The sequence below is a fragment of the Cellulomonas endometrii genome (assembly GCF_949769265.1).
GTDB classification, from domain to species: domain Bacteria; phylum Actinomycetota; class Actinomycetes; order Actinomycetales; family Cellulomonadaceae; genus Cellulomonas; species Cellulomonas endometrii.
Map to the genome: position 1 here is coordinate 206,893 of NZ_CATKPC010000005.1, position 21,939 is coordinate 228,831.

Sequence of the window (21,939 nt, forward strand, 5' to 3'; positions counted from 1 at the left end):
GGCCGCGGCGCCACTAGGCTGCGGCCCGTGCACCTGAAGACGCTCACCCTGCGCGGGTTCAAGTCGTTCGCCTCGGCGACGACGCTGAACCTGGAGCCCGGGGTGACGTGCGTCGTGGGGCCGAACGGCTCCGGCAAGTCGAACGTCGTCGACGCGCTCGCCTGGGTGATGGGCGAGCAGGGCGCCAAGTCCCTGCGCGGCGGCAAGATGGAGGACGTCATCTTCGCCGGCACGTCCGGGCGCCCGCCGCTCGGGCGCGCCGAGGTGTCGCTGACCATCGACAACACCGACGGCGCCCTCCCCATCGAGTACACCGAGGTCACGATCTCGCGGACGCTGTTCCGCAACGGCGGCTCCGAGTACGCGATCAACGGCCGGCCCTGCCGGCTGCTCGACATCCAGGACTTGCTGTCGGACTCCGGCCTGGGCCGCGAGATGCACGTGATCGTGGGGCAGGGGCAGCTCGACGCGGTGCTGCGCGCGACCCCCGAGGAGCGCCGCGGGTTCATCGAGGAGGCCGCGGGCGTCCTCAAGCACCGCAAGCGCAAGGAGAAGGCGCTCCGCAAGCTCGACGCGATGCAGGCCAACCTGACCCGGCTGACCGACCTGACCGGCGAGCTCCGCCGCCAGCTCGGCCCGCTCGGCCGGCAGGCGGAGGTCGCGCGCCGGGCGCAGACCGTGCAGGCGGACCTGCGCGACGCCCGCGCGCGCCTGCTCGCCGACGACCTCGCGCAGCTCACGGCGACGCTGGAGCAGGAGATCGCCGACGACTCGGCCCTGCGCGCGCGCCGGGCGGAGGCCGAGGCGGCGCTGGACTCCGCGCGCGCCCGGCTCGCCGCCCTGGAGCGGGAGGCCGCCGAGGCGGCGCCGGCCCTGGGGGACGCGTCCGACGTCTGGTACCGGCTGTCGGCGCTGCGGGAGCGGCTGCGCGGCACGGCGTCGCTCGCCGCGGACCGGGCCCGGCTGCTCGGGTCGGCCGCCCCGGAGCGCACCGGGGGCCAGGACCCCGCGGACCTGGAGCGGCAGGCGGAGCGGGTGCGGGCCGCGGAGGCCGAGCTCGCCGCGGAGGTCGACGTCGCGCGCGCGGGGCTGGAGGCGGCCCAGGCGGCGCGCCAGCAGGCGGAGGACGCCTCGGCCGCGGCGGAGAAGGCCCTGGCGACCGTGCTCCGCGGCGCCGCGGACCGGCGCGAGGGGCTGGCGCGCCTGGCCGGCCAGGTCGCGGCGCGGCGCAGCCGGCTGGAGGCCACCGAGGCCGAGATCGGGCGGCTCCGCGACACGCTGACCGAGGCCGAGCGGCGCGGGCACGAGGCGACCGTCGCCTTCACCGCGCTCGAGACCCAGGTCGCCGGCGTCGAGGAGGGCGAGGAGGGCCTCGACGCGGCGCACGAGGCCGCGACGGAGGCGGTCGAGACGGCCACCTCGCGGGTCGAGGAGCTCGCCGCCCAGCTCACCGAGGCCGAGCGGGAGCGCGCGGCCCTGGAGTCCCGCATCGAGACGCTCGAGCTGAGCCTGACCCGCAAGGACGGCGCCGGGGCGCTGCTCGCCTCGGACGGGCTCGCGGGCGTGGTGGGGTCCCTGGCGGCGCTGATCGGGGTCGCGCCGGGCGACGAGGACGCGATCGTCGCGGCGCTCGGCGCGTCGGCGGACGCGGTCGCGGTCGAGTCCGTCGAGGCCGCGGTCGACGCCATCCGTTACCTGCGGGAGCAGGACGCGGGGCGCGCGGGCCTGGTCGTCGCGGCGGGGGGCGACGCCGGCGACGCGGGGCAGCCGGGTGCGGCCCCCGAGGGCGCGGCGTGGGCGCTCGACCTCGTCCAGGCGCCGCCCGCCGTGCTGCCCGCGGTGCGCCGGCTGCTGCGGGACGTCGTGGTGGTGGACGACCTCGCCGGCGCCCGGGTCGTCGTGCGGGCCCGGCCCGAGCTGGTGGTCGCGACCCGGGGCGGCGACGTGCTGGCTGCACACCGGGCGTCCGGCGGGTCCGCGACCGCGCCGAGCGCGCTGCACCTGCAGAGCGCCCTGGACGAGGCGCGGCAGGGCGCCGGGTCCGCGGCGGCGCGCGCGGAGCAGGCGCGGTTCGCGCTCGTGGGGGCCCGGGAGGCGGAGGCTGCGGCCCGCGCCGCGTACCAGGACACCCTGGAGCGGCTCAACGAGTCCGACGCCGCGCTCGCGGCCGTCGCGGAGCAGCTGGGCCACCTCGGGGCGACCGCCCGGGCCGCGCGCGCCGAGGCCGACCGGGTGCGCACGTCCCTGGCGACCGCCGAGCAGGCCCTCGCGGAGGGCGGCGCGGAGCTCGCCGGGCTGACCGAGCGGCTGGCGGCGGCCGAGGCCGAGCCGGCCGACAACGACGCCGCCATCGAGGAGCGCACCGCCGCACGCGACGCCCTCGCGCAGGCCGCCTCGGCGGCGCGCGCCCGCGAGACGGAGGCGCGCCTGTCGCTGCGCACGGCGGAGGAGCGGGCCCGGGCGCTCGCGGGCCGCGCGGAGTCGCTGGACCGCGCCGCCCGCACCGAGCGGGCCGCGCGCGAGAGGGCCGCCGAGCGGGAGCGCGCCCGCGCCCGGCACGCGGCCGTCGCCACGGCGGTCGCCCTGGGCGCGACGCAGGCGCTCGGCGCCGTCGAGCGGGCCCTCGCGCAGGCCGCCGACGCCCGGGAGGCCGCGGAGGCCGCGCGGGCGGAGCGGGAGACGGCCCTCGCCGCCGTGCGGACCCAGGTCGACGAGCACCAGCGGGAGGTCGCCCGGCTCACGGACGCGGCGCACCGCGACGAGGTGGTCCGCGCCGAGCAGCGGCTCCGCGTCGAGCAGCTGCAGGCCCGGGCGGTCGAGGACCTCGGCATCGACCCGGCCGTCCTGGTCGAGGAGTACGGCCCGCACCGGACCGTGCCGGTCCTGACGCCGCCGTCGCGCGGCGGCGGTGGGGACGACGGTGCCGACGACCCCGACGCCCCGCCGGCCGAGGTGCCCTACGTCCGCGCCGAGCAGGAGAAGCGGCTGAAGGCGGCCGAGCGCGCGCTGTCCCAGCTGGGGCGGGTCAACCCGCTCGCGCTCGAGGAGTTCGCGGCGCTGGAGGAGCGGCACCGGTTCCTCGTCGAGCAGCTGGCGGACCTGAAGAAGTCGCGCGCCGACCTGCTCGAGATCGTCCGGGAGATCGACGAGCGGGTCGAGCAGGTGTTCGCCGACGCGTACCGCGACACCGCCGCCCAGTTCGACCTCGTCTTCCCGCGGCTGTTCCCGGGCGGCGAGGGCCGGCTCGTGCTGACCGACCCCGACGACATGCTGACCACGGGCATCGAGGTCGAGGCGCGGCCCGCCGGCAAGAAGGTCAAGCGCCTGTCGCTGCTGTCCGGCGGCGAGCGCTCGCTCACGGCGGTGGCGCTGCTGGTGTCGATCTTCAAGGCCCGGCCGAGCCCGTTCTACGTGATGGACGAGGTCGAGGCCGCGCTCGACGACGCCAACCTCGGCCGGCTGCTGGAGATCTTCCGCGAGCTGCAGGAGGACTCCCAGCTCATCGTCGTCACGCACCAGAAGCGGACGATGGAGATCGCCGACGCGCTGTACGGCGTGACGATGCGTGGCGACGGCGTGACCACCGTGATCAGCCAGCGGCTCCGCGACGAGGTGCCCGCCTAGCCCCACCGGCCGCCCGGTGTGAAGATCCGGTGGCTGTTTGCGTGGGTGCCGCGCGGGGTCCGCCCGGGGGTGCCCACGGGCCGGAGAATGCTCCCCATGGGCGGGTACTTGTGGGGCATCGGGCTGGCGCTGCTGGCCGCGGTGGGCGTGATCGTGATGGCGAACGCCGTCGGCGACGGCGGCTCCGACCTGCGCGGGTTCTGGCGTGACCTGAGGAACGGCCTGCGGCGGCGCCGGGACGGGGACGCCGTCGCGGACGACGAGGTCACCGAGCCGGTGGACGTGCCCTTCGAGCAGCTGTTCGCCGAGGCGTCCCAGCCCGACGACGGCTACCTGCAGCTCGACGAGCTCGCCGAGATGCTGGAGCGCACGGGGGAGCGGGCCGGGCGCCTGCTGCCCGGGCAGGCTCGCGAGCACCGTCCGCCGGCGCTCCCGCGGCCCCGGCCGGCGTCCCGGCACCCGCGGGTGCCCGGCGCGGCCCGCACCGCCGCCCGCCGCAGCGGCCACGTGCCCGCGACGACGGCTGCGGGCGCGCCGCCCGCCTCGCCCGCGTCGCCTTCTCAGCCCCAGCCGCCGCAGCCCCGCGACGGCTGACAGACTGTCCCGGTGGACTCCAACAACCTGCTCGACCTGATCCTCGTCGCGGTGCCGGCCCTGGCCATCCTGGGCGGCGGTGCGGCGGTCATCGCCCGGCGCCGCTCGGCGCACCGCTCCGAGGACGAGGCCGGCCCCGCCGCCGGCACGACGACGCTCGAGCGGCCGGCGGACGCGGCCCCGGGCGTCGAGGCCCCGGGCGTCGAGGCGCCCGCGCCGGAGGACGCCGCCGCCCCGCCGGCGCTGGAGGTCCCCGCCCCGGTCGCCGGCCGGCTCTCCCGCCTGCGCGACCGGCTCGCGCGCTCCGGGTCCCCGCTGGGTGCCCGGATGCTCGCCGTGCTGTCCCGCGACCACCTCACCGAGGACGACTGGGACGAGCTGGAGGAGACGCTGCTGCTCGCGGACGTCGGCGCCGGCCCGTCGGCGGACCTCGTCGAGCAGATCCGCACGCAGTCCCGCGTGCAGGGCCTCAAGGACCCCGTCCAGGTCCGGGCGCTCCTGCGCGAGCAGCTCCTGGCGCTGGTGGACCCGTCCCTCGACCGCTCGCTCGCGACCACGCCCGTCACCGGCGAGGACGGCGTGACGGTCCCGTCGGTCGTGCTCGTGGTCGGCGTGAACGGCACCGGCAAGACCACGACGGTCGGCAAGCTGGCCCGCGTGCTGGTCGCGGAGGACAAGACGGTCCTGCTCGGCGCGGCGGACACGTTCCGCGCCGCGGCGGCGGACCAGCTGCAGACCTGGGGCTCGCGCGTCGGCGTGCGCACCGTGCGGTCGGACCGCGACGGCGCCGACCCCGCCTCGGTCGCGTTCGAGGCCGTCCGGGAGGGCGTGGCCGAGGGCGTCGACGTCGTCCTGGTCGACACCGCCGGGCGCCTGCAGAACAAGGCCGGCCTGATGGACGAGCTCGGCAAGATCACGCGCGTCATCACCCGGACCGCCCCGCTGTCCGAGGTCCTGCTCGTCCTGGACGCCACGACCGGCCAGAACGGCATGAACCAGGCGCGGGTGTTCGCGGAGGTCGCCGGCGTCACCGGCATCGTGCTCACGAAGCTCGACGGCACCGCCAAGGGCGGCATCGTCGTGGCCGTGCAGCGGGATCTCGGCGTGCCCGTCAAGCTCGTCGGCCTCGGCGAGGGCCCGGACGACCTGGCGCCGTTCGACGCCGAGGAGTTCGTCGACGGCATCCTCGGCTGAGCCCGCGGGCTGAGACGATCCGCCCCGGGCAACACGATGTTTACGTCGCCCGGGGCGTCGTCACACCGCCGTAACGCGCCCCGCCACCGGCGGTAACGCCCGTTCAGGACTCTGGACCCCGATCCGGCCGCACGGCCGACGAGGGGAAAGGCGACCTGTATGGACGAGTTCGCGCTCGACACTGGAAATACCGCGTGGATGCTCACGTCCGCGTCCCTGGTGCTCCTGATGACGCCGGGCCTGGCGTTCTTCTACGGCGGCATGGTGCGCGGCAAGAGCGTGCTCAACATGATGATGATGAGCTTCGGCGCGATGGGCGTCGTCGGCCTCATCTGGGTGCTCTACGGCTACTCCGGTGTCTTCGGCACCGACGTCGCGGGCCTGTTCGGCAACCCGTTCGACTGGTTCGGGCTGGCGGGCATGACCGACGCCGACTCCCTGATGGCGGCCACGGGCGTCCCGGCGCTCGTCGCGGTGGGCTACCAGGCGACGTTCGCGATCATCACCGTCGCGCTGATCTCCGGCGCCATCGCGGACCGCACGAAGTTCGGCACCTGGATGGCGTTCGTCGCCGTGTGGGTGACGGTCGTCTACGTCCCGCTCGCGCACATGGTGTGGGGCGGCGGCGCGCTCGGCGCCGACGGCATCACCAGCTTCCTGTCCACCCCGATCGACTTCGCGGGCGGCACGGTCGTGCACATCAACGCCGGTGTCGCGGGCCTCGTGCTCGCCCTGGTGATCGGCAAGCGCAAGGGCTTCGGCCGCGAGCCGATGCGGCCGCACAACCTGCCGTTCGTGATGCTCGGCGCGGCGCTGCTGTGGTTCGGCTGGTTCGGCTTCAACGCGGGCTCCGAGTTCGGCGCCGACGGCGTCTCCGGCCGCGCCTGGCTGAACACCCTGGTCGCCACGGCCGTCGCGATGCTCGCCTGGCTGATCACGGAGAAGTTCCGCGACGGCCACGCCACGTCCCTCGGCGCGGCGTCCGGCGTCGTCGCGGGCCTCGTCGCCATCACCCCGGCCGCTGCCGCGGTGGACACCTACGGGGCCATCGCGATCGGCCTGGTCGCCGGCGTGCTCTGCGCCTTGGCGGTCGGCCTGAAGTACCGGTTCGGCTACGACGACTCGCTCGACGTCGTGGGCGTCCACCTGGTCGGCGGTCTGGTCGGCACCGTGCTGATCGGCCTGTTCGCCACGGACGAGAACTCGACCTGGTACCCGGACGGCGCCCTCAACGGCCTGTTCTACGGTGGCGGTCTGACGCAGCTCGGCACGCAGATCATCGTGGCGCTCGCCGCCGTGGTGTTCTCCGGCCTGGCGACCCTGGTCATCGCGCTGATCCTCAAGGCCACCCTCGGCTGGCGGGTCAGCGACGAGGCCGAGGTCGGCGGCATCGACCTGGCCGTGCACGGTGAGACGGCATACGAGACGCTGGGCGGCGCCCGCGTGGTGACGGAGGTGAAGGCATGACGAAGCTCGTGACCGCGGTGATCCAGCCGCACCGGCTCGACGACGTGAAGTCGGCGCTCGAGGCCGCGGGTGTCCGCGGCCTGACGGTGAGCGAGGCCAGCGGCTACGGCCGCCAGCGCGGGCACACCGAGGTCTACCGGGGCGCGGAGTACACCGTCGACCTGGTCCCGAAGGTGAAGATCGACGTGCTCGTCTCCGACGAGGACGCGCCCGGCATCACCGAGGTGATCGTCAAGGCCGCGCAGACCGGCAAGATCGGCGACGGCAAGGTCTGGGTCGTGCCGGTCGAGGACGTCGCGCGCGTCCGCACCGGCGAGCACGGCCCCGAGGCCCTCTGACCCCGGGGTCCGACCGACGCATGGCTGCCCTTCCCGAGGTCCCGCACCCCCACGATCCCGTGGGGGTGCGGGACCTCCGGCGTGAGCGCCTGGACCTCGCCGTCCGGCTCTCCGGCCCGGACGCCGACGGCCCCGCGCGGCGGCGCGCGATGTCCGACCTGGTCCTGCGCCGCCTCGTCGAGCTCTGGGAGCACGCCACCGACGGCCGGGAGACGCCCGGGATCGGCCTGGGCGCGGTCGGCAGCGTCGGCCGCGGGGACGCGAGCCCGGCGAGCGACCTGGACCTGCTGCTCGTGCACGACGGCCGCGGCCACTCCGCGGCGGAGCTCGCCGCGCTGGCCGACCGCCTCTGGTACCCGGTGTGGGACGCGGGGCTCGACCTGGACCACTCCGTGCGGTCGCTGGCCCAGTGCCGGCAGGTCGCCTCCAAGGACCTGCCCGCGGCGGTCGGGCTGCTCGACCCGCAGCCCCTGGCGGGCGACCCCGGCATCGTGCACCGGGCGCAGTCGGCGCTCCTCGCGGACTGGCGGTCCGCCGCCCGCCGCCGGCTGCCCGAGCTGCTGGCGTCGACCCGGCAGCGCGCGGAGCGGCACGGCGAGCTCGCGTACCTGATCGAGCCCGACCTGAAGGAGGCCCGCGGCGGCATCCGGGACGCCGTCGTCCTGTCGGCGCTCGCCGCGACCTGGCTGACCGACCGGCCGCACGGCGCCGTCGACCGCGCCCACACGCACCTGCTCGACGTGCGCGACGCCGTCCAGACGGTCACCCGCCGCCACACCAACCGGCTGCTGCTCGCCGACCAGGACGAGGTCGCCGCGCTGCTCGGCGTCGGCGACCGGGACGACCTGCTCGCGAGCCTCGCCGAGGCGGGCCGCGTGGTGTCCTACGCGCTCGACACCACGGCCCGCAACGCCCGGCAGGCGCTGGCCCGGCCTGCCCGGCGCCCGGTGCTCGTGCGCGGCCGGCGGACGCCGCCGCGGCTGCGCACCGTGGGGGAGGGCCTCGTCGAGCACGACGGCGAGCTGGTGCTCGCGGCCGACGCCGAGCCCGGCACCGACCCGCTGCTGTCCCTGCGCGCCGCCGCGACCGCCGCCCGCAGCGGGCTCGCGCTGTCGCCCATCACCATCGCCAGCCTGACCCGCACGCCGCCGCTGCCGGCGCCGTGGCCGAAGGCCGCCCGCACGCTGCTCGTGCAGCTCCTGGCGACGGGGCCGGCGCAGGTGCCGGTGTGGGAGGCGCTCGACCTGGCGGGCGTCGTCACCACCTGGATCCCCGAGTGGGCCGGCGTCCGGAACCGGCCGCAGCGCTCGCCGGTCCACCGGCACACCGTCGACCGGCACCTCGTCGAGGCCGCGGCGCGGGCGGCGGGCCTGCGGCGCGGGGTCGAGCGCCCGGACCTGCTGCTGGTCGCGGCGCTGCTGCACGACATCGGCAAGCGCGCGGGTGCGGGGGACCACTCCGTGGAGGGCGCGCGGCTCGTCGGGCCGATCGCGCAGCGGATGGGCTTCGGCGCCCCGGACGTCGCCGTCCTGGTGCTGCTGGTGCGGCAGCACCTGACGCTCTCGGAGCTGGCCACCGGCAGCGACCCGGACGACCCCGCCACCGTGACGGCGCTGCTCGCGGCGGTCGACGGCCGCGCGGACCTCCTGGCGCTGCTGCGGGCGCTCACCGAGGCCGACGCCTCGTCCGCCGGGCCGACCGCCTGGACCGCGTGGCGCGCGCAGCTCGTGGACGACCTCGTGGCGCGGGCGACGGCCCGGCTGGCGGGTACGCTGGACCGTCCCTGACCGCCGAGAGAGCGTGAGGATCGCGCGGTGTTCGCCACCCTGTCCGACCGACTGACGTCGACCTTCAAGAACCTGCGCTCCAAGGGGCGGCTGTCCGAGGCGGACATCGACGCCACCGTGCGCGAGATCCGGCGCGCCCTGCTCGACGCGGACGTCGCCGTGCCCGTCGTGCGGCAGTTCACCGGGGCGGTGCGCGAGCGCGCCCTGTCCGTCGAGGTCTCGGGCGCGCTGAACCCCGCGCAGCAGGTCGTCAAGATCGTCAACGACGAGCTCGTGTCGATCCTCGGCGGCGAGACCCGCCCGCTGCGCCTGGCCAAGAACCCGCCGAGTGTCATCCTGCTCGCGGGCCTCCAGGGCGCCGGCAAGACCACGCTCGCCGGCAAGCTCGCGCTGCACCTGAAGAGCCAGGGCCACACCCCGATGCTGGTCGCCGCGGACCTGCAGCGGCCGAACGCCGTGACCCAGCTCCAGGTGGTCGGCGAGCGCGCGGGCGTCCCCGTGTTCGCGCCCCACCCCGGCAACCAGGGCAGCGAGCTGGACGTCGTCACGGGCGCCGACCCGGTGGCCGTCGCCCGCGAGGGCCTCGCGACCGCCCGGGCGCGCCAGCACGACGTGCTCATCGTCGACACCGCCGGCCGGCTCGGCGTCGACGCCGAGCTGATGCAGCAGGCCGCCGACATCCGCGACGCGGTCGACCCGGACGAGGTCCTGTTCGTCATCGACGCGATGATCGGCCAGGACGCCGTCGCGACCGCGACCGCGTTCCAGGAGGGCGTCGGCTTCACCGGCGTCGTCCTGTCCAAGCTCGACGGCGACGCCCGCGGTGGCGCCGCGCTGTCCGTCGCGTCGGTCACCGGCCGCCCGATCCTGTTCGCCTCCACCGGTGAGAAGCTCACCGACTTCGAGGTGTTCCACCCCGACCGGATGGCGTCGCGCATCCTCGACATGGGTGACGTGCTCACCCTCATCGAGCAGGCCGAGAAGGCCTTCGACGCCGACCAGGCCGAGGAGATGGCGGGCAAGCTCGCCAGCGGCAAGGGCTTCACGCTCGCGGACTTCCTGCAGCAGATGCAGCAGCTGAAGAACATGGGCTCGATGAAGAAGATGCTCGGCATGCTCCCCGGCATGGGGCAGATGCGCGAGGCCATCGAGAACTTCGACGAGCGCGAGGTCGACCGCGTCGAGGCGATCATCCGGTCGATGACCCCGGCCGAGCGGGACAACCCGAAGATCATCAACGGCTCCCGCCGGGCGCGCATCGCCGCGGGCTCCGGCGTGCAGGTGTCGGACGTCAACGGCCTGCTCGAGCGGTTCGCCGCCGCGCAGAAGATGATGCAGCAGATGGCCAAGGGCGGCGGCATGCCGGTGCCCGGCATGGGGAACCTGCCCGGCACGGGCAAGAAGGGCCGCGGCCGCGCCGCCGCGCCCGCCAAGAAGGCCAAGGGGAAGTCCGGCAACCCGGCCAAGCGGGCGCAGCAGGAGAAGGCCGCCGCCGACCGCGCCGCCGGCATCCTGCCCGCCGCGCCGGTCGCGAAGGGCTCGGCCTTCGGGCTGGGCGGGGCGGCCCCGCAGCAGCAGCAGCCGGACGCCTTCGACCCCGCCGACCTCCAGGACCTGCAGAAGTTCCTCGGGCGCTGAGGCCGCGGTGGCGGACGCCCTGCACCTCACCGGCCCGGTCGTCCTCGACGACGACCGGGTGGCCGGCGAGGCGTGGGTGGTCGGCGGCCGGCTGACGTTCGAGCGGCCGTCGTCCGGCGACGTCACGACGCTCGACGGGTGGGTGCTGCCGGGCCTGGTGGACGTGCACTGCCACATCGGCCTCGCCGCGGAGGGCGCCGTCGACCGGGCCACCGCGGAGGCGCAGGCGCTCGCCGACCGGGACTCCGGCGTGCTGCTGGTGCGCGACGCCGGGTCGCCCGCGGACACCGGCTGGGTGCACGACCGGCCGGACCTGCCGCGGCTGATCCGGGCCGGCCGGCACCTCGCGCGGCCGAAGCGGTACCTGCGGCACTACGGGCGGGAGCTGGCCTCCACCGCGGAGCTCCCCGACGCGGTCCGCGAGGAGGCCGCGCGCGGCGACGGCTGGGTCAAGCTCGTCGCCGACTGGATCGACCGGGACCTCGGCGCCGACGGGGACCTGCGGCCGCTGTGGCCGGACGACGTCCTCGCCGCGGCGGTCGCCGCCGCGCACGACGCCGGGGCGCGCGTCACCGCGCACACGTTCGCGGGCGAGGCGCTCGACGGCCTGCTCGACGCCGGCGTCGACTGCCTGGAGCACGCCACGGGCGCCGAGGACCGGCACGTCGACCGGATCGCCGCCGCCGGCATCCCCGTGACCGCGACGCTCCTGCAGGTCGCGCAGTTCGGCGCCATCGCCGACCGCGCCGAGCGGTACCCCGTCTACGCCGCGCGGATGCGCCGCATGCACCACCGCAGGTACGCGCACGTCCGGGACCTGCACGACGCGGGCGTGCCGGTGCTGGTCGGCACCGACGCGGGCGGCACCATCGCGCACGGGCGGATCGCCGACGAGGCGGCCGAGCTGGTCGCGGCCGGGCTGCCGGCGCGTGCGGTCGTGGCGGCGGCGTCGTGGCGCACCCGCGCCTGGCTCGGCGTGCCGGGGCTGGACGAGGGGGAGAGCGCCGACCTCGTCGTGTACGACGCCGACCCGCGCGCCGACGTGCGGGTGCTGGCGGCGCCGCGGGCCGTCGTCCTGCGGGGCGTGCGGGTGGCCTAGGCGGGACCTGCGCCGGCCGGCCCGGGCGTGCCGGGCGTGCGGCGCACCACGGAGCCGGCAGCAGTGGCGGCTCGCCTCGGCCCGCACGCGTGTCAGTGGTCGCCACTACCGTGGTGACATGCCTGCTGACCTGCGCGAACACGCCGAGGAGCCGTCGCTCCCCGACGTGCTGCCGGACGCAGACGTGCCGGTGCTGCGCGACCCCGACTGGTCGACGATCCCCGTGCCGGAGCAGCTCTCCCGGTCGTGGTCGGCGCGGCTGGCCGTGCTCCCGGCAGGCTCGCCGGAGTGGCAGCGGGCGACATCGCGACGCGAGGTGGAGCTCATCGGGGCCGCCGAACCAGGTCCCGCGCTCGCGGCGTGGCTCGACGCCGTCGACCCCGGGACCCTGTCCGACGCCGGCGTCGTGGAGGCCACGACGGCCGCGGCACGCGTCGAGGCGGCCGCGCACGCCCGGACCGCGTCCTGGGCCGCGGCCGTCGCGAGCCTGCCGGGCATGGACCCGAGCTGGAGCGGGCTCGCCGGCCCGCCGCCGCTGCAGCGCTCGGTCGCGGGGGACGAGCTCGCGTTCCGGCTCGGGACGTCGCGCATCGCGGCCAACGGGCTCGTCCGGCAGGGCGTCGCGCTCTCGACCCACCTGCTCGCCACGGGTGAGGCCCTCGAGCACGGCGACATCGACGCCGCGAAGACGCGCGTTCTCGTCGACCGGCTCTGGGACCAGCCGTACCAGCTCGCGAACGAGGTCGAGCACCGGGTGCTGCCCACCGCGGCCCGCCGGACCGTCACGGAGCTCCGGCGGGACGTCGAGCAGGCCCTCCTGGAGGCGGATCCCGAAGGTGCGCCCGCTCGCGTGGAGCGGGCCCGTACCGGCCGCCGGGTCGGTCGCCCGCGGGTGCTGCCCGACGGCATGGCGTCGCTGTCCGTGGTCCTGCCCGCCCAGGACGCCGCCCGGGTCGACGGGGTGCTGGACCACACCGCCCGCGCCGCACGGGCCTGCGGAGACACCCGCACGCTCGACCAGCTCCGCGCCGACGGGCTGCGGGACCTCGTCGTCGGGTCCGACGCGGCGCCCGGCGACGGGCCGGCCTGGCAGGTCGACAGCCTGGGCCTCGGCGGCGGCCGCGCGGCGGACCTCTTCCGTCCGGTGCAGGCGGAGCCGGCCGCCGTGCCCGCGGCGCTGGCGGACACGCCCCCGCCCGGCCTGCGCGCCGGCGCCGAGGTCCGGGTCACCGTGGCCGCCTCGACCCTGCTCGGCCTCGACGACCGGCCGGCGGACCTCGACGGCTACGGCCCGGTCGACGCCGTGACCGCCCGTGCGCTCGCCGCGGGCGGGGTCTGGCGGCGGGTCGTCACGGACCCGCTGTCCGGCACCGTCCTCGACGTCGGGCGCAGCCGCTACCGGCCGACCGCCGCGCTCGCCGAGCACGTGCGGGTCCGCGACCGACGTTGCGCCGCTCCGGGCTGCGTCGTGCCCGCCGCCCGCGCGGACCTCGACCACACCCGGCCGTTCCACGCACCACCAGGGGCACCGGCTCCGGCAGGACCGCCCGCTCCACCAGGGCCACTCGGTGCGCCGACCGCCCGCGAACCGCTCGGCACGACGGCCGACCACAACCTCGGGCCGCTGTGCCGACGCCACCACCGCCTCAAGACCGACGGCGGCTACGTGCTGCGCCAGCTCCGGCCAGGCGTGTTCGAGTGGACCACCCCGACCGGGCACCGCTACCTCGTCCGGCCCGGGACGGGGGAGGTGCTCCACCTGGGCACGGCGTCGTCGGGGGAGCCGCCGCCGTTCTGAGGCGGTCGCGTGCGGGCCTGCGCGTCTGGCACAATGGCCTGCTGTACTCGGCGCGCGCGGCCCCTCTACCCGCACGCGATCGTGTCCTTCAGGTCGGACCGGGCCGCATGCCCCACGTGCAACCCGCGACGACCGCCCCGTAGACACCCCAGGAGAGACCACACTGTGGCCACCAAGATCCGCCTGAAGCGCCTCGGCAAGATCCGGGCGCCGTACTACCGCGTCGTCGTCGCGGACTCCCGCACCAAGCGTGACGGCCGCGTCATCGAGGAGATCGGCAAGTACCACCCCACCGAGGAGCCCTCGCTCATCGAGATCTCCTCCGAGCGTGCGCAGTACTGGCTCGGCGTCGGCGCGCAGCCGTCCGAGCAGGTCCTCGCGCTGCTCAAGGTGACCGGCGACTGGCAGAAGTTCAAGGGCCTGCCGGGCGCCGAGGGCACCCTGCGGACGAAGGCCGCCCCGGCCGACGTCAAGGCCGCGGTCGACGCCGTCGCCGCGGACGCCGAGAAGGCCAAGGCCAAGGCGTCCGAGAAGAAGGCCGCCGCCGCCGAGGCCCCCGCCGCTGACGCGTCGGCCGAGGACGAGCAGGCCTGATGCTCGCCGACGCGCTGGAGCACCTGGTCCGGGGCATCGTCGACCACCCGGACGACGTGCAGGTCGACGCCCGCACGCTCCGCCGCGGTGACCTGCTCGAGGTCCGGGTCCACCCCGACGACCTCGGCCGGGTCATCGGCCGCGGCGGCCGGACGGCCCGCGCGCTGCGCACCGTCGTCGGTGCGCTGTCGAGCCAGGGCCCCGTCCGCGTGGACGTGGTGGACGTCGCCCGGCGGTGAGCCGCGCGCCCGCGCCGTCCTCGACGGCGCGGTGAGACACCGGAGCAGGCCCGGTCCCCCCCCGCGGGACCGGGCCTGTCCCGTGCCCGGGGCCGCCCGGGTCGCCGTCCCCCTACGCTGGTCCGGATCCCCCGGACGCCCTGAGAGGAACCCCATGCTGCTGACGGTCGCCCGGATCGGGCGCGCCCACGGGCTGCGCGGCGAGGTCGCGCTGGACCTGCGCACCGACGACCCCGAGGAGCGGCTGGCCGTCGGCGCCGTCCTGCCGACCGAGCCGGCCGACCGCGGCCCGCTGACCGTCGAGCGCACGCGGGTGGCGCAGGGCCGCTGGTACGTCACGTTCGCGGAGGCCCACGACCGCACCGCGGCGGAGGCGCTGCGCGGAACCGAGCTGGTGGTGGAGGTCGCCGAGGGGGACGTGGCCGACGCCACGCCCGACGACGACGACGAGGACGCCTGGTACCCGCACGAGCTCACCGGGCTCCGGGCGGAGCACGTCGACGGGCGCGTCCTCGGCGAGGTCGTCGGCCTCGAGCACCACCCCGCGCACGACGTCCTGGTCCTGCGCGAGCCGGACGGCAGCCGGACGCTCGTCCCGTTCGTCCGGGCGATCGTCCCCGTCGTGGACGTGCCGGGCGGCCGGGTCGTCCTGGACCCGCCGGGCGGGCTGCTCGCCTCGGACGCGGCCAACCTCGTGGTCAGCGAGGAGACGACGGGCGCGGGGGACGACGACTGACGTGCGCATCGACATCGTCTCGATCTTCCCGGACTACCTGACGCCGCTCGACCTGTCGCTCGTCGGCAAGGCGCGCCGGTCCGGGCTCGTCGACCTGCGGGTGCACGACCTGCGCGACTGGGCGACCGACCGGCACCGCACCGTCGACGACACCCCGTTCGGCGGGGGCGCGGGCATGGTCATGCGCCCGGACGTCTGGGGCACGGCGCTGGACGACCTGGTGGTCGAGGGCACGCACCTGCTGCTGCCGACGCCGTCGGGTGCGCCGCTCACGCAGCGGCACGCGGAGCGCTGGGCGGCCGACGAGCACCTCGTCGTCGCGTGCGGCCGCTACGAGGGCATCGACGCCCGCGTGGCGGAGCACTACGCCACCCGGCCGGGCGTGCGGGTCGACGAGTACTCGATCGGCGACTACGTGCTCAACGGCGGCGAGGCGGCCGCGCTGGTGCTGGTCGAGGCGGTCGTCCGGCTGCTGCCCGGCGTCGTGGGCAACCCCGCGTCGCTGGTCGAGGAGTCGCACGGCAGCGCCGGCCTGCTCGAGTACCCCGTGTATACGAAGCCGCCGGCCTGGCGGGACATCGAGGTGCCGGAGGTGCTGCTGTCCGGTCACCACGGCCGGGTCGAGCGCTGGCGCCGGGACCAGGCGCTGGCCCGCACGGCGACCCGGCGCCCGGACCTGCTGACCGTCCTGGACCCCGCGGGCCTCGACGCGGCGGACCGTGCGGTGCTGGCCGAGCTCGGCTGGACGGTCGGCGAGGGTGGCGTGGCACCGGCCGAGGGCTGACCTGCGAGCGACGTCACGCGGGGGCGTTTCGACCGGGCGGTGCCCGCTGTGGCAGACTGGTGGGTCGGTGCGCGACAGTCGCGTCTCTGCCACAGGGGAGACGACCCACGACCCGCCGAGCGATCGGCCGCACACCTCACTCACTGCCATCCCGGCGCCCCTGGGTGCCGACGACGACGCGCGTGACCTGTGGCACGGCGAGAAAGCGACACACGATGTCCCAGATCCTCGACCAGATCGATGCGGCCTCCCTCCGCACCGACATCCCGGACTTCCGCGCCGGTGACACGCTGAAGGTCAACGTCAAGGTCGTCGAGGGCAACCGCTCCCGCGTCCAGGTCTTCCAGGGCGTCGTCATCGCGCGCCAGGGCGACGGCGTGCGCGAGACCTTCACCGTCCGCAAGGTCTCCTTCGGTGTCGGCGTCGAGCGCACGTTCCCCGTGCACTCCCCGACGCTGGAGTCGATCGAGGTCGTCACGCGCGGTGACGTGCGTCGCGCGAAGCTGTACTACCTGCGCAACCTCCGTGGCAAGAAGGCCAAGATCAAGGAGAAGCGCGACGCGATCCCGGCCAAGAAGGCCTGAGACCTCGCACGACGCCGACGGGCGGCCACCGGAGCACCGGGTGGCCGCCCGTCCGGCGTGCGGGGGCCCGCGCCCCGGCGCGGCGCGGGATGGTGGGCAGGTGCTCGGCGACGTGGGAGAGTGAACCGGTGACGGACCAGGACGCTGCCCCCGCCAGCCAGGAGGCCCGCTCCGGCGCGGCACCGCGCGCCCCGCGCCGACGGGGACCGGTCGCGTCGTTCGTCCGCGAGACGGCGATCATCCTCGTCAGCGCGATCGTCCTGTCCTGGGTGGTCAAGACGTTCCTCGCGCAGGCGTTCTTCATCCCCAGCGCCTCCATGCACGACACGCTGCTCGAGGGCGACCGCGTGCTCGTCAGCAAGCTCGCGCCGGGCCCGTTCGACCTGCACCGCGGCGACATCGTCGTCTTCGCCGACCCGGGTGGCTGGCTGGACCAGCAGGCGGTGCCCGAGACCAACGCGTTCCAGGACGCCCTGATCGCCATCGGCCTCATGCCGCAGCAGTCCGAGGACCACCTCATCAAGCGGGTCATCGGCCTGCCCGGCGACCGCGTGGCGTCCGCGGGCGACGGCTCGCCGCTGACGGTCAACGGCGCCGCCGTCGACGAGTCGGAGTACCTGGCCCCCGGCGCGAGCCCCAGCGAGATCGCCTTCGACGTGATCGTGCCCTCCGGCTCGCTGTGGGTGATGGGCGACAACCGCCAGCACTCCGCCGACTCGCGGTGGCACCTCGGGGACCCGGGCGGCGGCGCCGTGCCGGTGGACGACGTGGTCGGCACCGCCTTCGTCACCCTGTGGCCGGTCGACCGGCTCGGGCTCCTGCGCAACCCGGGCGACGTCTTCGACGAGGTCCCGGACCCGTCATGACCCTGCTCGACGACGCCCCGAAGACCGCACCGGTCGCACCGGCGCGGGCCCCCGCGCGGCCGTCCGCGCCCCGGCCCGTCCCGCACCTGCGGCACGAGCGTGGCCTGCTCCGCGAGGGCGCCCTGCTGGTCGCGGGGATGGACGAGGTCGGCCGCGGGTCCCTGGCGGGCCCGGTCAGCGTCGGCGTGGTCGTCATCGACGCGCGCACCCGCAGCTGCCCCCGCGGCGTGGCGGACTCCAAGCTGCTGACGCCCGCGGCGCGCGCCGCGCTCGTGCCCGCGCTGAGCCGGTGGGGCGTCGCCCGCGCGGTCGGGCACGCCTCCGCCGCGGAGATCGACGCCGTCGGGATCATCGCCGCGCTCCGGCTGGCCGGCCGGCGCGCCCTGGCCGCCGCCGCGGAGGTCGCGGGGCCGGTCGACGCGGTGGTGCTCGACGGCTCGCACGACTGGCTGTCGAAGCCGGCCCAGGGCGAGCTGTTCGAGGCGGAGCCGGACCCCGCGCTCGCGCTCGCCGGCGCGCCCCGCGTGCACCTGCGGGTCAAGGCCGACCGCAGCTGCGCCACCGTGGCCGCGGCGAGCGTCCTGGCGAAGTGCGAGCGCGACGGCCTCATGGTGGACCTCGCGGCGCAGCACCCGGAGTACCGCTGGGACTCCAACAAGGGCTACGCCTCCGACGAGCACGTGGCGGCCCTGCGCACCTTCGGCCCCAGCCCGTGGCACCGCCGGTCCTGGCGGCTCCCGCTCGGGGCGGAGCCCGCGGTCGGCGCCGAGGCGTGACGCCGCCCCCGCATGGGGGATGATGGTCGGGTGAGCGCGGAAGACCTGGAGAACTACGAGACCGAGATGGAGCTCGCGCTCTATCGCGAGTACCGCGACGCGGTGGGCCTGTTCTCGTACGTCGTGGAGACCGAGCGCCGGTTCTACCTGGCCAACCACGTCGACCTGCAGGTGCGCTCGGCGGCCGGCGAGGTCTACTTCGAGCTGACGCTCGCCGACGCGTGGGTGTGGGACGTCTACCGCTCCGCCCGCTTCGTGAAGTCGGTGCGCGTCGTGACGTTCAAGGACGTCAACGTCGAGGAGCTGGTCAAGGCGGACCTGGACCTCGGCAGCGGGAGCGGCTTCGCCCGCTGAGCGGGCACCGAGTCGTCCACAACGGGCGGGGGCGCGCGTCGTCCCCACGAACGGCCGCAGCCGGTCGAGCCGCGTGATCTCCCCGGGCAGTGTCGTGCCCGGAGGTGACGCGGATGCGGGCGCAGGACGCACCAGGGCAGGACGCACGAGGGCAGGACGCACGACGGCAGGACGCGCGACGGCAGGACGCACGGCAGCGGGTCGGACGGCTGGGGGAGGACCTCGCAGCCACGCACCTGCTCGGCCTCGGCTGGCGGCTGCTGGACCGGAACTGGTACGGCCGGGCCGGTGAGCTCGACCTCGTCGCCCTGGACGTCGACGTCGACGAGGTGGTGGGCGTCGAGGTCAAGACCCGGCGCAGCGGCGCGTACGGGACTCCCGCGGAGGCCGTGACGCCGCCGAAGGTGCGCCGCTTGCGCGTGCTGACCGCGCAGTGGCTCGCGGAGCACGACGTGCGCTGCACCGGTGTCCGGCTCGACGTGGTGGCGGTGGAGCTCGTCCCGCACGGGCCCCCGCGCGTCGACCACCTGGTGGGGGTCGGCTGATGGCGCTCGGACGGACGTTCGCCGTCGGTCTGGTGGGCCTGACGGGCACCGTGGTCGAGGTCGAGGCGCACCTCGCGGCGTCCCTGCCGGCCTTCGTGCTCGTCGGCCTGCCCGACGCGTCGCTGGCCGAGGCGCGAGACCGGGTACGCGCGGCGATCGGCTCGACCGGCCTGACCTGGCCGAACCGGCGGGTGACCGTGAACCTCTCGCCGGCCGCCCTGCCCAAGTCCGGCCCCGCGTTCGACCTGGCGGTCGCCGTCTCGGTCCTGGCGGCGGCCGAGCTGCTCGACCCCGCGCGGGCCGCCCGGGCGGTGCACCTGGGCGAGCTGGGGCTGGACGGTCGCCTGCGGCCCGTCCGGGGGGTCCTGCCCGCCGTGGCGGCCGCCGTGGCCGCCGGCCGGCCGGACGTCGTCGTGCCGACCGCGGACGTCGCCGAGGCCGCGCTGGTGCCGGGGGCCCGCGTCGTCGGGTGCAGCACGCTCGCGGAGGTGGTGCGGCGGCACGGCGGCGCCGTCAGCGTCCCCGACGTCGCGCCCGTGGCCGTGAGCCGGCACGTGGTCGCCGGCCGGACGCCGGTGGGCGACCTGGCCGACGTCCTCGGGCAGGACGAGGCGCGGGCGGCGGTCGAGGTGGCCGCCGCCGGGGCGCACCACCTGCTGCTCGTCGGACCGCCCGGCGCGGGCAAGACGATGCTCGCGTCACGGCTGCCCGGCCTGCTGCCGGACCTCGCGGAGCAGGACGCCGTCGAGGTGACGGCCGTGCACTCGGTCGCCGGCACGTTCGACCCGACCGACGGGCTGCTCCGGCGACCGCCGTTCGAGGACCCCCACCACACCGCCACGCCCGCGAGCATCGTCGGGGGCGGGAGCGGCACCCCGCGGCCCGGCGCAGCGTCACGCGCGCACCGGGGCGTGCTCTTCATGGACGAGGCCCCCGAGTTCTCGACCACCGTGCTGCAGACGCTCCGGCAGCCTCTGGAGCACGGCGAGCTCGTGATCCACCGGTCCGGCGGCGCGGCCCGCTACCCGGCGCGGTTCCAGCTGGTGCTCGCGGCGAACCCGTGCCCGTGCGGGCAGGCCGTCGGCACCGGGCTGGGCTGCCGGTGCACGTCGCTGGACCGCCGGCGGTACTTCGGCAAGATCTCCGGCCCGCTGCTGGACCGGGTGGACGTGCAGGTGGAGGTGCCCGCCGTCCGGAGCGCGGCGCTGGTCGGCGCGGGGGAGCCGACGGCGGTGGTGGCGGCCCGCGTCGCGGCAGCGCGCGCCGCCCAGGCGGCCCGCTGGGCCGGCACGCCGTGGCGCGTGAACGCCGACGTCCCGGGCCGCGTGCTGCGCGAGCGGCTACGGGCGACGCCGCGGCTCCTCCGGCCGGTCGACGTCGCGGTCGACGAGGGGCGGCTGACCCTCCGCGGCGCCGACCGGGTGCTGCGCCTGGCCTGGACCGTCGCGGACCTCGCCGGTCGCGCGGCGCCGGACGGCAACGACATCGGGGCCGGCGTCGCGCTGCGCACCCGTGGGCAGGTGGGGTGATGCCCGGCGCGGCGGACCCGTCGGAGGCCGAGCTGCTGGCGCGTGCGGCGTGGAGCATCGTCGCGGAGCCCGGGGACGCGGCGGCCGGGGCGGTCGTGGCCGCACTGGGCGCGCCGACCGCGCTCCGGTGGGCGGCGCAGGCGGTCGGCGAGACGCCGGAGGTCGCGTGGCACCGGCTGCGGGGGCTCGTGCACGAGGGCGGCGCCCCGGGCGCCGGTGCCGCGGGACCGACGCCGGTCGCGGGTGCGCCGGGTGGGGCCGGGACGGCGTCGACCGTCCGCGTCCTGGCGCGGGCGCTCCCGCGCTGGGCGCCCCGCCTCGACGGCCTCGACCCCGGCAGCGCCATGGACGCGCTGGCACGCGAGGGCGGGGTGCTGCTGGTGCCCGGCGGACCGGGCTGGCCCGCGCGGCTCGACGACCTCGGGCCCCTGGCGCCGCTGTGCCTGTGGGTGCGTGGTGGCGCCTCGCTGGACGGGCTGACCCGGCGCTCGGTGGCCGTGGTCGGCGCCCGGGCCTCGACCCCGTACGGCGAGCACGTCGCCGTCGGGCTCGGCGGCGGGCTGGCCCCGCACGGCGTGACCGTCGTGTCCGGCGGGGCCTACGGCATCGACGTGGCCGCGCACCGCGGGGCGCTCGCGGCCGGCGGGCCGACGGTCGCGCTGCTCGCCGGCGGCATCGACCGGCCGTCGCCCGCGGGCAACCGCGACCTGCTCGAGCGGGTGGTGGCCGACGGCGGGGCGCTCGTCGCGGAGAGCCCTCCGGGGACCCCGCCGACGCGCTCCCGGTTCCTCCAGCGCAACCGGCTCATCGCGGCGGTGTCCGGCGCGACGGTGGTGGTCGAGGCCGCGTGGCGGTCCGGGGCGCTGAGCACGGCCGCTCGCGCCGCCGAGCTGCTCCGGCCGCTCGGTGCGGTGCCCGGCCCCGTCACCTCGATGGCGTCGACCGGATGCCACCGGCTGCTGAGGGACGGCGCAGCGGTCTGCGTCACGGGCGCCGACGACGTGCTGGACCTGCTCGGGCCCGCCGTCGACCCCGGGGCGGGCCCGCGCGTGGGAACCGGTGCCGCCGGCGGTGCGGGACTCACGCCCGGACGGGACGGGCCCGGCGGGAGCGGCGGGCGCGGCGCCAGCGGCGCCAGTGCCGGGGCGGGGGTCACGGACCGGGCGGACAGCGTCCCGTCCCGGGTCCTCGACGCGCTGCTGCAGCGCCGCGCCCTGGCCGTCGACGAGGTGGCGCGTCGAGCGGGACTGGCGCCGCGGGAGACGGCGGGAGCGCTCGGCCTGCTGGAGCTGGACGGGGCGGCGCAGCGCGTCGACGGCGGGTGGCGGCGCGCTCCGGAGCGCCGCTCCGTCGGGCACGGGTGAGGCGGCATGGCACACCCGCAGCCGCCCCG

At 76.7% G+C, this 21,939-nt stretch carries 20 protein-coding genes; all 20 read left to right on the forward strand.

Annotated features, from left to right (window positions below):
- The first annotated feature begins 27 nt into the window (after window positions 1–27).
- The 20 genes from smc to dprA all read left to right on the forward strand — a co-directional run bounded on the left by smc (window position 28) and on the right by dprA (window position 21,910).
- A complete protein-coding gene (gene smc / locus QNH85_RS08060; protein ID WP_282945669.1) occupies window positions 28–3,624 on the forward strand; it encodes a chromosome segregation protein SMC in 3,597 nt (1,198 codons plus the stop codon).
- A 96-nt stretch (window positions 3,625–3,720) separates the two neighbouring features.
- Window positions 3,721–4,218: a hypothetical protein gene (locus QNH85_RS08065; RefSeq protein WP_282945670.1), complete on the forward strand. Its 498-nt coding sequence runs from the start codon at window positions 3,721–3,723 to the stop codon at window positions 4,216–4,218.
- 12 nt (window positions 4,219–4,230) lie between these two features.
- Window positions 4,231–5,412, forward strand: coding sequence for a signal recognition particle-docking protein FtsY (ftsY, locus tag QNH85_RS08070; RefSeq protein WP_282945671.1), 1,182 nt, complete (start codon window positions 4,231–4,233; stop codon window positions 5,410–5,412).
- Window positions 5,413–5,571: 159 nt separating this feature from the next.
- Window positions 5,572–6,879 (forward strand): ammonium transporter, encoded by a 1,308-nt coding sequence (locus QNH85_RS08075; protein WP_282945672.1) that lies wholly within the window; start codon window positions 5,572–5,574, stop codon window positions 6,877–6,879.
- Window positions 6,876–7,217 carry a P-II family nitrogen regulator gene (locus QNH85_RS08080; protein ID WP_213281774.1) on the forward strand — a complete coding sequence of 114 codons (342 nt, stop codon included), beginning with the start codon at window positions 6,876–6,878 and terminating at the stop codon, window positions 7,215–7,217. Before QNH85_RS08075 ends, QNH85_RS08080 begins: the two co-directional genes overlap by 4 nt.
- A gap of 20 nt (window positions 7,218–7,237) precedes the next feature.
- The gene (locus QNH85_RS08085; protein WP_282945673.1) at window positions 7,238–9,004 is read left to right on the forward strand and encodes a [protein-PII] uridylyltransferase; all 1,767 of its coding nucleotides are present in this window, start codon (window positions 7,238–7,240) and stop codon (window positions 9,002–9,004) included.
- 27 nt (window positions 9,005–9,031) lie between these two features.
- Entirely contained in the window at window positions 9,032–10,642 is a 1,611-nt protein-coding gene (gene ffh, locus QNH85_RS08090; protein WP_282945674.1) for a signal recognition particle protein, read from the forward strand.
- A 7-nt stretch (window positions 10,643–10,649) separates the two neighbouring features.
- A complete protein-coding gene (locus QNH85_RS08095; RefSeq protein WP_282945675.1) occupies window positions 10,650–11,741 on the forward strand; it encodes an amidohydrolase family protein in 1,092 nt (363 codons plus the stop codon).
- Between the two features lie 118 nt (window positions 11,742–11,859).
- On the forward strand, window positions 11,860–13,539 hold the full coding sequence (locus tag QNH85_RS08100; RefSeq protein ID WP_282945676.1) for a DUF222 domain-containing protein: 1,680 nt from the start codon (window positions 11,860–11,862) through the stop codon (window positions 13,537–13,539).
- Window positions 13,540–13,704: 165 nt separating this feature from the next.
- Complete coding sequence (rpsP, locus tag QNH85_RS08105) at window positions 13,705–14,133, forward strand: 30S ribosomal protein S16 (protein ID WP_213281769.1); 429 nt, start codon at window positions 13,705–13,707, stop codon at window positions 14,131–14,133.
- Window positions 14,133–14,372 (forward strand): RNA-binding protein, encoded by a 240-nt coding sequence (locus tag QNH85_RS08110; RefSeq protein WP_213281768.1) that lies wholly within the window; start codon window positions 14,133–14,135, stop codon window positions 14,370–14,372. Before rpsP ends, QNH85_RS08110 begins: the two co-directional genes overlap by 1 nt.
- Window positions 14,373–14,526: 154 nt before the next feature.
- On the forward strand, window positions 14,527–15,108 hold the full coding sequence (gene rimM, locus QNH85_RS08115) for a ribosome maturation factor RimM (RefSeq protein WP_282945677.1): 582 nt from the start codon (window positions 14,527–14,529) through the stop codon (window positions 15,106–15,108).
- Between the two features lies 1 nt (window position 15,109).
- The gene (gene trmD, locus QNH85_RS08120; protein ID WP_282945678.1) at window positions 15,110–15,892 is read left to right on the forward strand and encodes a tRNA (guanosine(37)-N1)-methyltransferase TrmD; all 783 of its coding nucleotides are present in this window, start codon (window positions 15,110–15,112) and stop codon (window positions 15,890–15,892) included.
- 215 nt (window positions 15,893–16,107) lie between these two features.
- Window positions 16,108–16,476 (forward strand): 50S ribosomal protein L19, encoded by a 369-nt coding sequence (gene rplS, locus QNH85_RS08125; RefSeq protein WP_282945679.1) that lies wholly within the window; start codon window positions 16,108–16,110, stop codon window positions 16,474–16,476.
- Window positions 16,477–16,604: 128 nt separating this feature from the next.
- Window positions 16,605–17,342, forward strand: coding sequence for a signal peptidase I (gene lepB, locus QNH85_RS08130; RefSeq protein WP_282945680.1), 738 nt, complete (start codon window positions 16,605–16,607; stop codon window positions 17,340–17,342).
- A complete protein-coding gene (locus QNH85_RS08135; protein ID WP_282945681.1) occupies window positions 17,339–18,118 on the forward strand; it encodes a ribonuclease HII in 780 nt (259 codons plus the stop codon). The genes lepB and QNH85_RS08135 overlap by 4 nt, the downstream gene beginning before the upstream one ends.
- A gap of 30 nt (window positions 18,119–18,148) precedes the next feature.
- Entirely contained in the window at window positions 18,149–18,472 is a 324-nt protein-coding gene (locus QNH85_RS08140) for a DUF2469 domain-containing protein (protein ID WP_213281762.1), read from the forward strand.
- 113 nt (window positions 18,473–18,585) lie between these two features.
- Window positions 18,586–19,017 carry a YraN family protein gene (locus QNH85_RS08145; protein ID WP_282945682.1) on the forward strand — a complete coding sequence of 144 codons (432 nt, stop codon included), beginning with the start codon at window positions 18,586–18,588 and terminating at the stop codon, window positions 19,015–19,017.
- Window positions 19,017–20,546, forward strand: coding sequence for a YifB family Mg chelatase-like AAA ATPase (locus QNH85_RS08150; RefSeq protein ID WP_282945683.1), 1,530 nt, complete (start codon window positions 19,017–19,019; stop codon window positions 20,544–20,546). The genes QNH85_RS08145 and QNH85_RS08150 overlap by 1 nt, the downstream gene beginning before the upstream one ends.
- Window positions 20,546–21,910 carry a DNA-processing protein DprA gene (gene dprA, locus QNH85_RS08155; protein WP_282945684.1) on the forward strand — a complete coding sequence of 455 codons (1,365 nt, stop codon included), beginning with the start codon at window positions 20,546–20,548 and terminating at the stop codon, window positions 21,908–21,910. The genes QNH85_RS08150 and dprA overlap by 1 nt, the downstream gene beginning before the upstream one ends.
- Window positions 21,911–21,939 lie beyond the last annotated feature (29 nt).

Coding starts and splice junctions, on each gene's coding strand:
- QNH85_RS08065 (WP_282945670.1), top strand. CDS start 3,721: ATGGGCGGGTACTTGTGGGGCATCGGGCTGGCGCTGCTGGCCGCGGTG.
- QNH85_RS08075 (WP_282945672.1), top strand. CDS start 5,572: ATGGACGAGTTCGCGCTCGACACTGGAAATACCGCGTGGATGCTCACG.
- QNH85_RS08080 (WP_213281774.1), top strand. CDS start 6,876: ATGACGAAGCTCGTGACCGCGGTGATCCAGCCGCACCGGCTCGACGAC.
- QNH85_RS08085 (WP_282945673.1), top strand. CDS start 7,238: ATGGCTGCCCTTCCCGAGGTCCCGCACCCCCACGATCCCGTGGGGGTG.
- QNH85_RS08100 (WP_282945676.1), top strand. CDS start 11,860: ATGCCTGCTGACCTGCGCGAACACGCCGAGGAGCCGTCGCTCCCCGAC.
- QNH85_RS08110 (WP_213281768.1), top strand. CDS start 14,133: ATGCTCGCCGACGCGCTGGAGCACCTGGTCCGGGGCATCGTCGACCAC.
- rimM (WP_282945677.1), top strand. CDS start 14,527: ATGCTGCTGACGGTCGCCCGGATCGGGCGCGCCCACGGGCTGCGCGGC.
- rplS (WP_282945679.1), top strand. CDS start 16,108: ATGTCCCAGATCCTCGACCAGATCGATGCGGCCTCCCTCCGCACCGAC.
- QNH85_RS08135 (WP_282945681.1), top strand. CDS start 17,339: ATGACCCTGCTCGACGACGCCCCGAAGACCGCACCGGTCGCACCGGCG.
- QNH85_RS08145 (WP_282945682.1), top strand. CDS start 18,586: ATGCGGGCGCAGGACGCACCAGGGCAGGACGCACGAGGGCAGGACGCA.
- QNH85_RS08150 (WP_282945683.1), top strand. CDS start 19,017: ATGGCGCTCGGACGGACGTTCGCCGTCGGTCTGGTGGGCCTGACGGGC.
- dprA (WP_282945684.1), top strand. CDS start 20,546: ATGCCCGGCGCGGCGGACCCGTCGGAGGCCGAGCTGCTGGCGCGTGCG.